The sequence below is a fragment of the Streptomyces sp. NPDC028331 genome, assembly GCF_055565775.1.
On record NZ_JBVHTR010000008.1, the window covers coordinates 309,701 to 324,458 of the forward strand.

11 protein-coding genes are annotated in these 14,758 nt (G+C 69.3%); 10 read left to right on the forward strand and 1 reads right to left on the reverse strand.

All coding sequences use genetic code 11. The features are described 5' to 3' along the window. Positions 1 to 124: 124 nt before the first annotated feature. Entirely contained in the window at positions 125 to 1,411 is a 1,287-nt protein-coding gene (gene clpX / locus ACZ4SW_RS15195; protein ID WP_468242599.1) for an ATP-dependent Clp protease ATP-binding subunit ClpX, read from the forward strand. 107 nt (positions 1,412 to 1,518) lie between these two features. On the opposite strand, the gene ACZ4SW_RS15200 is transcribed toward clpX, so the two are convergent. Then, a complete protein-coding gene (locus ACZ4SW_RS15200) occupies positions 1,519 to 2,601 on the reverse strand; it encodes a hypothetical protein (RefSeq protein WP_468242602.1) in 1,083 nt (360 codons plus the stop codon). 136 nt (positions 2,602 to 2,737) lie between these two features. On the opposite strand from ACZ4SW_RS15200, the gene ACZ4SW_RS15205 reads away from it, so the two are divergent. The 9 genes from ACZ4SW_RS15205 to rodA all read left to right on the forward strand — a co-directional run bounded on the left by ACZ4SW_RS15205 (position 2,738) and on the right by rodA (position 14,650). Continuing rightward, positions 2,738 to 5,362: a valine--tRNA ligase gene (locus ACZ4SW_RS15205; protein ID WP_468242604.1), complete on the forward strand. Its 2,625-nt coding sequence runs from the start codon at positions 2,738 to 2,740 to the stop codon at positions 5,360 to 5,362. A gap of 222 nt (positions 5,363 to 5,584) precedes the next feature. Continuing rightward, positions 5,585 to 7,093 (forward strand): bifunctional tetrahydrofolate synthase/dihydrofolate synthase, encoded by a 1,509-nt coding sequence (gene folC, locus ACZ4SW_RS15210; protein ID WP_468242607.1) that lies wholly within the window; start codon positions 5,585 to 5,587, stop codon positions 7,091 to 7,093. A 6-nt stretch (positions 7,094 to 7,099) separates the two neighbouring features. Beyond that, positions 7,100 to 7,456 carry a DUF4233 domain-containing protein gene (locus tag ACZ4SW_RS15215; protein WP_468242609.1) on the forward strand — a complete coding sequence of 119 codons (357 nt, stop codon included), beginning with the start codon at positions 7,100 to 7,102 and terminating at the stop codon, positions 7,454 to 7,456. Positions 7,457 to 7,575: 119 nt separating this feature from the next. Then, positions 7,576 to 7,989, forward strand: coding sequence for a nucleoside-diphosphate kinase (ndk, locus tag ACZ4SW_RS15220; protein WP_103842507.1), 414 nt, complete (start codon positions 7,576 to 7,578; stop codon positions 7,987 to 7,989). A gap of 341 nt (positions 7,990 to 8,330) precedes the next feature. Next, positions 8,331 to 9,350, forward strand: a complete 1,020-nt coding sequence (locus tag ACZ4SW_RS15225; RefSeq protein ID WP_103845224.1) for a rod shape-determining protein — start codon at positions 8,331 to 8,333, stop codon at positions 9,348 to 9,350. Positions 9,351 to 9,498: 148 nt separating this feature from the next. Next, positions 9,499 to 10,437 carry a rod shape-determining protein MreC gene (gene mreC / locus ACZ4SW_RS15230; protein WP_468242612.1) on the forward strand — a complete coding sequence of 313 codons (939 nt, stop codon included), beginning with the start codon at positions 9,499 to 9,501 and terminating at the stop codon, positions 10,435 to 10,437. 12 nt (positions 10,438 to 10,449) lie between these two features. Beyond that, positions 10,450 to 11,118, forward strand: a complete 669-nt coding sequence (gene mreD / locus ACZ4SW_RS15235; RefSeq protein WP_468242614.1) for a rod shape-determining protein MreD — start codon at positions 10,450 to 10,452, stop codon at positions 11,116 to 11,118. Between the two features lie 83 nt (positions 11,119 to 11,201). Beyond that, positions 11,202 to 13,454 carry a penicillin-binding protein 2 gene (gene mrdA, locus ACZ4SW_RS15240; protein ID WP_468242616.1) on the forward strand — a complete coding sequence of 751 codons (2,253 nt, stop codon included), beginning with the start codon at positions 11,202 to 11,204 and terminating at the stop codon, positions 13,452 to 13,454. Further along, positions 13,451 to 14,650, forward strand: coding sequence for a rod shape-determining protein RodA (gene rodA, locus ACZ4SW_RS15245; RefSeq protein ID WP_468242619.1), 1,200 nt, complete (start codon positions 13,451 to 13,453; stop codon positions 14,648 to 14,650). Before mrdA ends, rodA begins: the two co-directional genes overlap by 4 nt. Positions 14,651 to 14,758 lie beyond the last annotated feature (108 nt).

Here is a 14,758-nt window from a genome sequence, read left to right on the forward strand (position 1 = left end):
CTCACGTCGAGCGAACCACGCCAAGGGGGGCCCGAACGGGGGGCCCGGCAAGGTACCGTCGACATAAGGCAGCACCAGGAGCCGCTGGACGTAAGGCGTCTCCCAGGCGAAGGGGAAGCACACCGTGGCACGCATCGGTGACGGCGGCGATCTGCTCAAGTGCTCGTTCTGTGGCAAGAGCCAGAAGCAGGTCAAGAAGCTCATCGCAGGCCCCGGTGTGTACATCTGCGACGAGTGCATCGATCTCTGCAACGAGATCATCGAGGAGGAACTCGCCGAGACCAGCGAGGTGCGCTGGGAGGAGCTCCCCAAGCCCCGCGAGATCTACGAGTTCCTCGAGGGCTACGTGGTCGGCCAGGAGGCGGCCAAGAAGGCCCTGTCCGTCGCGGTGTACAACCACTACAAGCGGGTCCAGGCCGGTGAGAACGGCGGCGCCCAAGGCCGCGACGACGCCATCGAGTTGGCCAAGTCGAACATCCTGCTGCTGGGCCCCACCGGCTCCGGCAAGACGCTGCTCGCCCAGACCCTGGCCCGCATGCTGAACGTCCCCTTCGCCATCGCCGACGCGACGGCGCTGACGGAGGCCGGGTACGTCGGCGAGGACGTCGAGAACATCCTCCTGAAGCTCATCCAGGCGGCCGACTACGACGTCAAGAAGGCCGAGACGGGCATCATCTACATCGACGAGATCGACAAGGTGGCCCGCAAGAGCGAGAACCCGTCGATCACCCGCGACGTGAGCGGCGAGGGCGTCCAGCAGGCCCTGCTGAAGATCCTCGAAGGCACCACGGCCTCGGTCCCGCCGCAGGGCGGCCGCAAGCACCCGCACCAGGAGTTCATCCAGATCGACACGACGAACGTGCTGTTCATCGTGGGCGGCGCGTTCGCGGGCCTGGAGAAGATCATCGAATCGCGGGCCGGCGCGAAGGGCATCGGCTTCGGTGCCACGATCCGCTCCAAGCGTGAACTCGAGTCCAAGGACATGTTCGAGGACGTCATGCCCGAGGACCTGGTGAAGTTCGGGATGATCCCGGAGTTCATCGGCCGTCTCCCGGTCATCACCTCCGTCCACAACCTCGACCGCAAGGCGCTGCTGCAGATCCTGGTCGAACCGCGCAACGCCCTGGTGAAGCAGTACCAACGCCTCTTCGAACTCGACGGCGTGGAACTGGACTTCGAGCGCGAGGCCCTCGAGGCCATCGCCGACCAGGCGATCCTCCGCCAGACCGGCGCCCGGGGCCTGCGCGCCATCATGGAGGAGGTCCTCCAGGCGGTGATGTACGAGGTCCCGTCGCGCAAGGACGTGGCCCGCGTCGTCATCACGGCCGACGTGGTGCTCCGCAACGTGAACCCGACCCTGATCCCGCGGGACGCCCGCGGGCGCGGCCCGGGCGAGCAGAAGACGGCGTAGCCACCGCTCGGCACACGAACCGACGCCCGGGCCCGGCACACGGAGCCGCCCCCGGACGAGGAAGGGGCCCCGGTCGACCGACCGGGGCCCCTTCGCGGCGCAGGGCGTCAGGCCTTGACGCGCACGTCGTTGCGGAGCTTGCGGGTGATGTCGGCCGCGGTGTCCTTCGACACGTCGGTCGCGTTGTTGCCGGGGGAGACCATGGCCATGGTGCTGTAGTCCGCCCAGGCGCAGAACCAGTCGGTCTGCTGTTGCCTGGTGAGCTGGTTGGTCCCCTTGGCCGCCTGGCACTTCATGACCGCGCCGTCGATGTCGACGGACTCCGGCTCGCCGACCAGTTCGCTCTTGCCCGTGGCACCGCTGCCGGACGAGCTCTTCTGGAAGTCCTTCTTGATCTGGGCGAAGTAGGCGTCCAGGGCCGCCTTGGGATCGGCGATCCTGCCGTAGGCCCCGATGAGCGTGACGCCCTTGGCCGTGAGCAGCTTGGACTTGTCGGGCAGAGTCGAAGGATCGTTCGGGTTGTAGTGGCTGAGGTCGGCCGTCGAATAGGCGCCGAAGACGGCGGTGCCGTTCTTGACGCCGCTCTTCTCCAGGTCCTTGGCGGTGCTGGAGCTGGTGTCGCTGGTGTCGCTGTCCTTGGTCGCCCGGTTGTACTCGCCGAGCACCTTCTGCGGCGTCGTCAGCTTGTGAGGACCGTCGTCCGCGAGACCGGACGATCCACCACCGCCGATGACGAGGTACGCCCCCACCGCGATCGCCGCCACCACCGCCACCGCGCCGATGATCAGCCCCGTCTTCTTCCCGCCACCCCCTGGCGCCGGCGGCTGCGGAACGCCGTAGGGCTGCTGCTGGCCGTAGGGCGGCTGGCCGTACGGAGGCTGCTGTCCGTAGGGCGGCTGCGGCTGCTGCTGGGCGTACGGGTTCTGCTGGGGCGGGCCGGGCTGAGGGGGCTGCTGCTGCGGGTAGCCGTAGCCGGGCGCCTGCGGGGGCTGCTGCGGGTAGCCGTAGCCGGGCGCCTGCGGGGGCTGCTGCGGGTAGCCGTAGCCGGGCTGGGGCTGGGGCGCCTGCGGCGGCTGGCCGTAGGGGCCCGGCTGACCATACGCTCCGGGCTGCCCCTGCTGCCCGGGCTGACCGTACGGTCCGGGCTGCTGGGGCTGCCCGCCGTACGGGCCCGGCTGGTTGTAGCTCATGTTCTGGGTTCCCCTCCAGACGCTTGTGTGGCCCTGACATCCTGGCGCAAGACGGAAAACGCGGGGGCGCCGGGGCGGCACCGTTACAGAACAAACGCGTTTCGGGACACCGTGGTGACGCCTCTAAACTGTGCCCGTGACCGACAACGCTCAGCAGCAGCCATCAGCGCCCCACACCGAACTGCCGACCCAGTACGCGCCGGCCGACGTAGAGGGGCCGCTGTACGAGCGCTGGGTAGAGCGCGGTTACTTCGAGGCGGACGAGAAGAGCGACAAGCCGCCGTACACGATCGTCATCCCGCCGCCGAACGTCACCGGCTCGCTCCACCTGGGGCACGCCTTCGAACACACCCTCATCGACGCCCTGACCCGCCGCAAGCGCATGCAGGGCCACGAGACGCTGTGGCAGCCCGGCATGGACCACGCCGGCATCGCCACGCAGAACGTGGTCGAGCGGGAGCTCGCGAAGGAGGGCAAGTCGCGGCACGACCTCGGCCGCGAGGCGTTCGTCGAGCGGGTCTGGCAGTGGAAGGCCGAGTCCGGCGGGCAGATCTCCGGCCAGATGCGCCGTCTCGGTGACGGCGTCGCCTGGTCGCGTGAGCGCTTCACCATGGACGAGGGCCTCTCCCAGGCCGTCCAGACCATCTTCAAGCGGCTCTACGACGACGAGCTGATCTACCGCGCCGAGCGCATCATCAACTGGTGCCCGCGCTGCCTGACGGCCATCTCGGACATCGAGGTCGAATACCAGGACGACGACGGCGAGCTCGTCTCCATGAAGTACGGCGACGGGGACGACACCATCGTCGTCGCCACCACCCGTGCCGAGACGATGCTCGGTGACACCGCCGTCGCCGTCCACCCGGACGACGAGCGCTACAAGCACCTGGTCGGCAAGCTCGTCAAGCTGCCCCTCACCGACCGCTCCATCCCGGTCGTCGCCGACGAGCACGTCGACCCCGCGTTCGGCACCGGCGCCGTCAAGGTCACCCCGGCCCACGACCCGAACGACTTCGAGATCGGCCAGCGCCACGACCTGCCCGCCATCACCGTGATGGACGAGCACGCCGTCATCACCGCGCACGGCCCCTTCCAGGGCCTGGACCGCTTCGAGGCCCGTTCCGCGATCGTCGCCGCCCTGCGCGCCGAGGGCCGGATCGTCGCCGAGAAGCGCCCGTACGTCCACTCGGTCGGCCACTGCTCGCGCTGCAAGACCACCATCGAGCCGCGCCTGTCCATGCAGTGGTGGGTCAAGGTCGGCCCGCTGGCCAAGGCCGCGGGCGACGCCGTCCGCGACGGCCGCGTCAAGATCCATCCGCAGGAGATGGAGAAGCGCTACTTCGACTGGGTCGACAACCTCCACGACTGGTGCATCTCGCGGCAGTTGTGGTGGGGCCACCGCATCCCCGTCTGGTACGGGCCGAACGGCGAGGTCGTCTGCGTCGGCCCCGACGAGGAACCCCCGAGCGGCGAGGGCTGGCGTCAGGACACCGACGTCCTCGACACCTGGTTCTCCTCCGGCCTGTGGCCCTTCTCCACGCTGGGCTGGCCCGAGCAGACCGAGAGCCTGAAGAAGTTCTACCCGAACTCCGTCCTGGTCACCGGCTACGACATCCTCTTCTTCTGGGTCGCCCGGATGATGATGTTCGGCCTGTACGCGATGGACGGCACCCCGCCGTTCCACACCATCGCCCTGCACGGCATGGTCCGCGACCAGTTCGGCAAGAAGATGTCGAAGTCCTTCGGCAACGCGGTCAACCCGCTGGACTGGATGGACAAGTACGGCTCCGACGCGCTCCGGTTCACCCTGGCGCGCGGCGCGAACCCGGGTGTCGACGTGCCGATCGGCGAGGACTGGGTCCAGGGGTCCCGCAACTTCGCCAACAAGATCTGGAACGCGACCCGCTTCGCGCTGATGAACGGCGCCACGGTCGAGGGCCCGCTGCCCTCGCCCGAGAAGATGTCCGCCACCGACCGCTGGATCCTGTCCCGGCTGAACTCGGTCGTCGCGGAGGTCGACGCCTTCTACGACGACTTCCAGTTCGCCAAGCTGTCCGACACCCTCTTCCACTTCGCGTGGGACGAGGTCTTCGACTGGTACGTCGAGCTGTCCAAGACGACCTTCCAGGCGGGCGGCGAGGCGGCCGAGGTCTCCCAGCGCGTCCTCGGCGAGGTCCTCGACGTCACGCTGAAGCTGCTGCACCCGGTCGTCCCGTTCGTCACCGAGACGCTGTGGACCACCCTCACGGGTGGTGAGTCGGTCGTCATCGCGGACTGGCCCACGGACAGCGGTTTCCGGGACCCGGCCGCCGAGAAGGAGATCGAGACGCTCCAGTCGGTGATCACCGAGGTCCGCCGCTTCCGCGCCGACCAGGGCCTGCAGCCCGGGCAGCGGGTTCCCGCCCGGCTGACCCTGGACGGCACGCCGCTCGCCCCGCACGAGGCGGCCATCCGCCAGCTCCTGCGTCTGCAGCCGGAGGGCGAGGACTTCACGGCGACGGCGACCCTGCCGGTGGCGGGGGCCACGGTCGCGCTGGACCTGTCCGGCACGATCGACGTGGCGGCGGAGCGGAAGCGGCTCGCCAAGGACCTGGCCGCCGCCGAGAAGGAGAAGGCCCAGGCCACGGCCAAGCTGGGGAACGAGGCGTTCCTGGCCAAGGCCCCGGAGCCGGTGGTGGAGAAGATCCGGACGCGGCTGGCCAAGGCCGAGGAGGACATCGCCCGGATCCAGGCCCAGCTCGAGCGGTTGCCGCAGGCGTAGCCGTAGATTGCTGCAGCCCCGGAACGTGCGAAGTTCCGGGGCTGCGGTGTCCGGGGGGACGTTGCGCAACCCGGCGCTTCGAGGTGCCTCCCCCGAGCTCTTCGAGCAGGGGGTGCCCCCAGCGCCCACCCTCCCCCAAGCTCTCGGCTTCGCTCGAGCAGGGGTGACCCCCATCGCCCCAGCGGCACGATTGCCCGCAGACCGAGTACGTAGACTGGCCCCGTGAGTGACCTGCCCCCGCGCGACCCCAACGAGAGCGATCCCTTCGAGCAGATCGTCGAGGCCGAGACCGGCCGCGACCCCGACCTCGCGGTGATCGAGGCCGGCAGCCGCACCCTGCGCACCCAGGGCGGTCCGCCGCAGGCCGACGTGCCCACGCGGCCCGAGGACCCCGAGGTCGACCGGGCGCTGCGCGAGGTGGAGGCCGAGCTGGCCACCCGTTGGGGCGAGACCAAGCTGGAGCCGTCCGTCAGCCGGATCTCCGCGCTGATGGACGTGCTGGGGGAGCCGCAGCGCTCGTACCCCTCGATCCACATCACGGGCACCAACGGCAAGACCTCCACCGCCCGCATGATCGAGGCCCTCCTCGGCGCCTTCGAGCTGCGCACCGGCCGGTACACGAGCCCGCACGTCCAGTCGATCACCGAGCGCATCAGCCTGGACGGCGCCCCGATCTCCGCCGAGCGGTTCGTCGAGACGTACCAGGACATCAAGCCGTACATCGAGATGGTCGACGCCTCGCAGGAGTACCGGCTGTCCTTCTTCGAGGTGCTCACCGGCATGGCGTACGCCGCCTTCGCGGACGCGCCGGTGGACGTCGCGGTCGTCGAGGTCGGCATGGGCGGCAGTTGGGACGCCACCAACGTCATCGACGGGGACGTCGCCGTCGTGACCCCGATCGACCTGGACCACACCGACCGGCTCGGCTCCACGCCCGGGGAGATCGCGGGGGAGAAGGCCGGGATCATCAAGGCGGACTCCACCGTCATCCTCGCCCAGCAGCCGGTCGACGCGGCCCAGGTGCTGCTGAAGAGGGCCGTGGAGGTGGACGCGACCGTGGCCCGCGAGGGGCTGGAGTTCGGGGTCGTCTCGCGGCAGGTCGCGGTCGGCGGGCAGCTCCTCACGCTGCGCGGCCTCGGCGGCGAGTACGACGAGGTGTACCTGCCGCTGCACGGCGCCTACCAGGCCCACAACGCCGCCGTGGCGCTCGCCGCGGTCGAGGCGTTCTTCGGCGTCGGCTCCCAGCGCCCCGAGCCGCTGGACATCGACACGGTGCGCAAGGCGTTCGCGTCGGTGTCGTCCCCGGGCCGCCTGGAGGTCGTACGGCGCTCCCCGACGATCGTGCTGGACGCCGCCCACAACCCGGCGGGCGCCCGGGCCACCGCGGAGGCGGTCAGCGAGGCGTTCGACTTCAGCCGGCTGATCGGGGTCGTGGGGGCCAGCAGCGACAAGAACGTACGGGGGCTGCTCGAGGCCTTCGAGCCGATCTTCGCCGAGGTCGTGGTCACCCAGAACTCCAGCCATCGCGCGATGGACGCGGACGAGCTGGCCGCGATCGCCGTGGAGGTCTTCGGCGAGGAGCGCGTCCAGGTCGAGCCGCGGCTGCCGGACGCGCTGGAGGCCGCGATCACGCTGGCCGAGGAGGAGGGGGAGTACGCGGGCGCCGGCGTGCTCGTCACCGGTTCCGTCATCACCGTCGGCGAGGCCCGACTGCTGCTGGGGAAGGGCTGAGCCGCCGTGCGTACGCTGTGTGCTTCGACCCTGATCGGCGAGTTCTTCGTCATCGGTTTCGCCGCGCTGGTCGCCATGAAGGACCCGGGCCTGTCCACGGGCACGGTGTGGACGGTCAGCGGGATCGCCATGCTGCTCAGCATCCTGCTCTGCGGCGTGATCACCCGGCCGGGCGGGGTGCAGTTGGGCTGGGCGCTGCAGATTGCGCTGATCGCCTCCGGGTTCTTCGTACCGACGATGTTCTTCATGGGCGCGGTCTTCGCCGCCCTGTGGTGGGCGTCGGTCCATTACGGGCGGAAGATCGACGAGGCCAAGGCCCGCTTCGCAGCCGAGGGCGGCCAGAACAGCGCGTCCGGCCTCTGAGGGGCGGCGGCATCGCGGGGCGGCCACCGCGCAAGAGGGCACCTGACGCTGCGTGACGTCGGCGACAACCCGCCCTGTAACCTCTACGCACCGAAAACCTTGGTAAAGGAGCCCCTCTCGTGACCTCGCGCACCCTCGTCCTCCTCAAGCCCGACGCCGTTCGTCGCGGGCTGATCGGCGAGATCATCGGCCGTATCGAGCGCAAGGCCGGCTGGACCATCAGCGCGCTGGACATGCGCACCCTGGACCAGGACACGCTGGAGCAGCACTACGGCGAGCACAAGGGCAAGCCGTTCTACGAGCCGCTGGTGGAGTTCATGGCCTCCGGTCCGGTCGTGGCGCTCGTCGTCGAGGGTGAGCGGGTCATCGAGGGCTTGCGCGCACTCGCCGGCGCCACCGACCCGCTCGCCGCCACCCCGGGCTCCATCCGCGGCGATTTCGGCGTGATCGTCCGAGAGAACCTGATCCACGCCTCCGACTCCGAGGAGTCCGCCGAGCGCGAGCTGAAGATCTTCTTTCCCGGGCGCTTCTGAGCCCAAGAATGATGAACTTCCGAACCCGTCTTGTGGATGATTTCTGAGGGTTTGTCACGTCACCCGGATGCCTGAACGGCCCGGCCGGGGTTCCCGGCTCCGGAAACCTGCGGACCCTTGGCATATGCGGCGCGTTCGGGGGAACGGCTACCCTCGAACGCCCGTCTCCAGAAGCGAGGCGTTGCGTCATCTGATGACAATGGCGGAGACCCTCGCGCAGTGTTTCGTGCAGGCGAGACTACGATGTAAGCCTTCACGTCACAGCACCCACTTCGCCGCCCCAACGAAAGCTGTCCAACGCTCCACTTGGGAAGGCCAGACGAATCCTGATGGGGAACTCAATGTCGTTCATCGGCCGTGACATGGCTGTCGACCTCGGGACCGCCAACACGCTGGTGTACGTCAGGGGTCGCGGGATCGTACTCAACGAGCCGTCCGTCGTCGCGATCAACACCAACACCGGTGGCATCCTCGCGGTCGGCGCGGAAGCGAAGAAGATGATCGGCCGGACGCCGGGCAACATCGTGGCCGTGCGCCCGCTGAAGGACGGCGTGATCGCCGACTTCGAGATCACCGAGCGGATGCTCCGCTACTTCATCCTGAAGATCCACAAGCGGCGGTATCTGGCTCGTCCGCGGGTCGTCGTCTGTGTGCCGTCGGGCATCACGGGCGTTGAGCGCCGGGCCGTCATCGAGGCGTCCTCCCAGGCCGGCGCCCGCCAGGTGCACATCATCGAGGAGCCCATGGCCGCCGCCATCGGCTCCGGCCTGCCGGTCCACGAGGCCACGGGCAACATGGTGGTGGACATCGGCGGCGGCACCACGGAGGTCGCGGTCATCTCGCTCGGCGGTATCGTCACCGCCCAGTCCATCCGCGTCGCGGGTGACGAACTGGACAACGCGATCATCCAGTACGTCAAGAAGGAGTACTCGCTCCTCCTCGGTGAGCGGACGGCCGAGCAGATCAAGATCACGATCGGTTCGGCGTACGACCTCGACACTGACGAGCACACCGAAATCCGCGGCCGGGACCTGGTCTCCGGCCTGCCCAAGACCGTGGTCATCTCGGCGGCCGAGGTCCGCAAGGCCATCGAGGAACCGGTCAACGCGATCGTGGACGCAGTCAAGACGACCCTCGACAAGTGCCCGCCGGAGCTGTCCGGTGACGTCATGGACCGCGGGATCGTCCTCACCGGCGGCGGCGCCCTGCTGCGCGGCCTCGACGAGCGGCTGCGCCGGGAGACCGGCATGCCGATCCACATCGCCGAGGACCCGCTGGACAGCGTGGCGCTCGGCTCCGGCAAGTGCGTCGAGGAGTTCGAGGCGCTGCAGCAGGTGCTGGACGCCCAGCCCCGCAGATGACGCGACGCGCCGATTCCGCCGTACGAGACCATCTGCGCTCGTGCGGCGGATCGTTGATATAGAGGCATAAGCTCCGTCACACCACCCCCACCCAGACCATCACCTCCCATCCCCTCCCATCCCGACGAGGAAGGCACGGCCGCCGCACGTGAGGGACACACGAGAGAGCCGGCTGCTCCTGGTGCTGCTGATCGCCATCGCGTTCGCTCTGATCACGGTGGACATCCGCGGTGGCCAGGACTCACCGGTCGAAGGTGCCCGCCAGGCCGCCGCCACGGTCTTCGGCCCGATCGAGAACGGGGTGTCGTCCGCCGTCGACCCCGTCGGCAACGCGATCTCGGCCGTACGCGACTCCGGCAGCCGGCACGACCGCATCGCCCAACTGGAGCGCGACAACGCGGCCTTGAAGGCGAAGCTGGGCAGCGACGACCGCAACCACAGCCGGCTCAACCAGCTCGACAAGATGATCCGGGTCGCGGGCGAGGGCCAGTACGGCATCAAGGGCGCGCAGGTCATCGGGATAGGAGCGGCCCAGGGCTTCTCCTGGACCGTCACCATCGACGTCGGCGCCAACGACGGCATCAAGCGCGACATGACCGTCCTCAACGGCGACGGGCTGGTCGGCCGCGTCACCACCGTCGGCCCCGACGTCTCGACGGTGCTGCTGGCCAACGACCCGGACTTCACCGTGGGCACCCGGATGGAGGGCAGCGACGAACTCGGTTTCGCCTCCGGGCAGGGCGACCGCCCGCTGCGCGTGCAGCTCCTCAACGCCAAGGCGGACGTGAAGAAGGGCGACCGCCTCGTCACCTTCGGTTCCGAGGCCGACAAGCCGTTCGTGCCGGGCGTCCCGGTCGGTGTGGTCTCCCGGGTCGACCCGTCCGACGGCGGTCTGACCCGCACGATCTACGTGACCCCGTTCGTGTCCTTCACCAAGCTCGACGTCGTCGGCGTCGTCGTCCAGGCGCCGAAGAAGGACCCGCGCGACACCGTCCTGCCCCCCAAGCCGCAGCCGACGCCCACGCCGACCGTGACCGTCACCGTCACCCCCTCGGCCTCCGCCGACGGCGGGCAGCAGACGCCCTAGGAGCCGAATCTGATGCGCCTCAACCGGATGCTGCTCGCCACCCCCCTGGTCCTCGTCGCCCTGGTGATCCAGGTGAGCGTCCTCGCCCGTCTGCACCTGCCCGGCGCCGTCCCGGACCTGGTACTGCTGACCGTCGTCGGCCTCGCCCTCGTCTACGGCCACGTCGGCGGCTGCCTCGTCGGCTTCGGCGCGGGCCTGCTGTCCGACCTGGCCCCGCCCGCCGACCACGCCGCCGGCCGCTACGCCCTCGTGCTGTGCGTCATCGGCTACCTCGCCGGACTCGCCAAGCCGGAGAACGGACGCCTGAAGTCCGCCAGCGGCCCCATGGTCGTGGTGGTCGCCGCCGCGATCGGCTCCACCCTGCTCTACGCGGGCGTGGGCGCCCTCGTCGGCGACACCGCCGCCCGCCACGTGGGCCTGCCGAGCCTGCTGTTCACGGCCGCGCTGTACGACCTGCTGCTCGCGCCCTTCGTGGTCCCGGGCATCATGGCCCTGGCCCGCCGCGTCGACAACGACCCGCTCGCCGAGACCAACTCCGCCAAGGCGGCCGACGTCTCCTCCGGCTGGCTCTCCTCCGGCACCGGGCTGCGCATCGGCAGCCAGCGCAGCGGCCTGAGGGTCAGAGCCGCCAAGGCCCGGGTGGCCCGCGCGGGGCGCATCAAGGGGGTCAAGCGGCTGTGAGGACCCGCGAACCGGCGGCCCGGCCGCACAGGCCGACCGTGTACTCGTATGACGCGTACGTGCACTGAGAGGGGGCGGTAGCAGTGACCAACATCCCCGAGACGGGACGGACCCCACGCGTCCAGATCCGGCTCGTCGTCATCCAGATCCTCGTCTTCTCCCTCCTCGGCACCCTGGGCGGGCGCCTGTGGTACCTGCAGATCCGCGAGGGCGCCCAGTACCAGAAGGAGGCGTCAGGCAACCACGTCCAGCAGGTCGTCCAGCCCGCCGTGCGCGGTGAGATCCTGGACGCGCGCGGCGTCCCGCTCGCCGACAACGAGACCAAGCTCGTCGTCTCCGCCTCCCGCACCGACCTGATGAAGATGAAGGACGGCGGCAAGGCCGTCCTCACCAAGCTGGCCGGCGTGCTGGGCATGAAGCCGCACGACGTGATGGACAAGGTCCGGCTGTGCGACGCCAAGACGCCCCAGCCCTGCTGGAACGGCTCCCCGTACCAGCCGATCCCCATCACCGACGAGGCCACCGCCCGCCAGGCCCTGCAGATCCGCGAGCGCTCCGAGGACTTCCCCGGCATCACCGCCGAGCCGGAGGCCGTGCGCCGCTACCCGAGCCCCGGCGACGCCAACACCGCGCAGGTGCTCGGCTACCTCTCGCCGGTCACGGACCAGGAGATCCAGCAGGCCAAGAACACCGACTCGCCCTATCTGCGCTCCGACATGGTGGGCCGCTCCGGCCTCGAGCGCCAGTACGACAAGGTGCTGCGCGGCAAGGCCGGCGTCACCCGCTATGAGGTCGACAACCTCGGCCGCGTCATCGGCAAGGCCAAGTCCGACGCCGCCGAGCCCGGCTCCAACCTGGTCACCAGCATCGACGCCCGGGTCCAGCGGGTCGCCGAGTACGAGCTGGACGCGGCGATGAAGGCCGCCCGCACCCAGTTCGACAAGATCACCGGCGAGAACTACAAGGCGGACTCCGGTGCCGTCGTCGTGATGGAGGCCAAGACCGGCCGGGTCGTCGCCATGGCGTCCGCGCCGACGTACGACCCGAACGTGTGGGTCGGCGGCATCTCCGCCAAGGACTACCAGAAGCTCACCGGCAAGGACTCCGACTACCCGCTGCTCAACCGGGCCATCCAGGGCCAGTCGGCGCCCGGCTCCACCTTCAAGGTGGTCTCCACGGCCGCCGCGATCCAGGCCGGCTACGACTTCGACGGCCACTACCCGTGCACGAGCTCCTACTCGGTCGGCGGCCAGGTCTTCAAGAACTTCGAGGGGGAGAACTTCGGCCCGATCTCCCTCGGCCGCGCCCTGGAGGTCTCCTGCGACACCGTCTTCTACGGCCTCGCGGACAACGAGTGGAAGAAGGACGGCGGCATCAACCCCAAGAAGGGGCAGCCCAAGGACTGGTTCTTCAAGACCGCCCACCAGTTCGGCCTCGGCAAGCCCACCGGGATCGACCTGCCCAACGAGGTCTCCGGCCGCGTCCCCGACCGCCAGTGGAAGCAGAAGTACTGGGAGGCCAACAAGGACTCCTGGTGCAAGACCGGCAAGAAGGACGGCAGTTACGTCGAGAAGATCGCGTACGAGAACTGCCTCGAGGGCAACAAGATGCGCGAGGGTGACGAGATCAACTACTCCATCGGCCAGGGTGACACCCTCCTGACCCCGATCCAGGAGGCCGTCATGTACTCGGCGATCTCCAACGGCGGCACCCTGTGGAACCCGACCATCGGCAAGGCGGTCATCAGCCCCGACGGCAAGAAGGTCACCGAGATCAAGCCCAAGTCGCACGGCAGGCTGCCGATCGACGCCAAGACGCGGGACGTCATGGAGGAGGCCCTCGCGGGCGTCGTCACCCGCGGTACCGCCGCCTGGAAGTTCGGCGGCTGGCCGCAGGACAAGATCCCGCTGCACGCCAAGACCGGTACCGCCGAGGTCTACGGCAAGCAGACCACCTCGTGGCTGGCCACGTTCTCCAAGGACTACGCGGTCGTGATGACGATCTCCCAGGCCGGTACCGGTTCCGGCGCCTCCGGTCAGGCCGTCCACAACATCTACAACGCCCTGTACGGCGTGCAGTCGGACGGTTCGATCGACAAGAAGAAGGCGCTGCTGTACACCCCGCAGCAGGGCCTGCCCAAGATCCAGCCCGACGGCTCGATCGTCTCCCCGAAGATCGAGAAGTACGACCCCAACGCCAACCAGGCCGGCCCGTCGCCCGGACAGACGTCGCCCGCCGACAACCCGGCGGCCACCGCGCCGTCGCCCACCGCGAGCAACCGGAACACCCGACGGCGCACGGCCCGCCCGAAGAAGAGGCGGAGGATCCTGTCGTGACCGGAGCGAACAACTTCTCCGTCTCCGGGTACGGGCCCGAGCGGGCCGGCTGGACGCGGATCTTCGCCCGCGACGGTCTGGCCCGCCGCCTCGACTGGCCGATACTGCTGTCGGCCCTGTCCCTGTCCCTGATCGGCACGGCCCTCGTCTACTCGGCCACCCGCAACCGGACCGAGATCAACCAGGGCGACCCGTACTACTTCCTGATCCGGCACCTGATGAACACCGGGATCGGGATCGCCCTGATGATCGGCACGATCTGGCTCGGCCACCGCACCCTGCGCACCGCCGTGCCGATCCTCTACGGCTTCTCGCTGTTCCTGGCCCTGCTGGTGCTCACCCCGCTCGGCGCCACCATCAACGGCAACCGCAACTGGATCGTCTTCGGCGGCGGCTTCTCCCTCCAGCCCTCCGAGTTCCTGAAGATCACGATCATCCTGGGCATGGCGATGCTGCTCGCGGCCCGGGTCGACGCGGGCGACAAGGAGCACCCCGACCACCGGACGGTGGCGCAGTCCCTGGGGCTGGCGGCGGTTCCCATGATGGTCGTCATGCTCATGCCGGACCTCGGCTCGACGATGGTCATGGCGGTCATCGTGCTGGGCGTACTGCTCGCCTCAGGCGCCTCCAACCGCTGGATCTTCGGACTGCTCACCGCCGGCGCCCTGGGCGCGGTCGCCGTCTGGCAGCTCCACATCCTGGACCAGTACCAGATCAACCGCTTCGCCGCCTTCGCCAACCCCGACCTCGATCCCTCCGGCGTCGGCTACAACACCAACCAGGCGCGCATCGCCATCGGCTCCGGCGGACTGACCGGCGCGGGGCTGTTCCACGGCTCCCAGACCACGGGCCAGTTCGTCCCCGAACAGCAGACCGACTTCGTCTTCACGGTCGCCGGCGAGGAACTGGGCTTCCTCGGCGCCGGCCTCATCCTCGTCCTGCTCGGCGTCGTCCTGTGGCGGGCCTGCCGGATCGCCCGCGAGACGACCGAGCTCTACGGCACGATCGTCGCCGCCGGCATCATCGCCTGGTTCGCCTTCCAGGCCTTCGAGAACATCGGCATGACCCTCGGCATCATGCCGGTCGCGGGCCTGCCGCTGCCGTTCGTGTCCTACGGCGGCTCCTCGATGTTCGCCGTCTGGATGGCGGTGGGGCTGCTGCAGTCCATCCGGGTGCAACGGCCGATGTCGGCGTAGGCCTCCGGCGGTCGGGCCGGTTCGCCGTGCGGGGCGGTTGTGCAGGTCGGTTGGGCGGTGCGGGGTGGTCGTACAGGTCGGCTGTGCGGTGCGGGCCGGTCGGGTGGC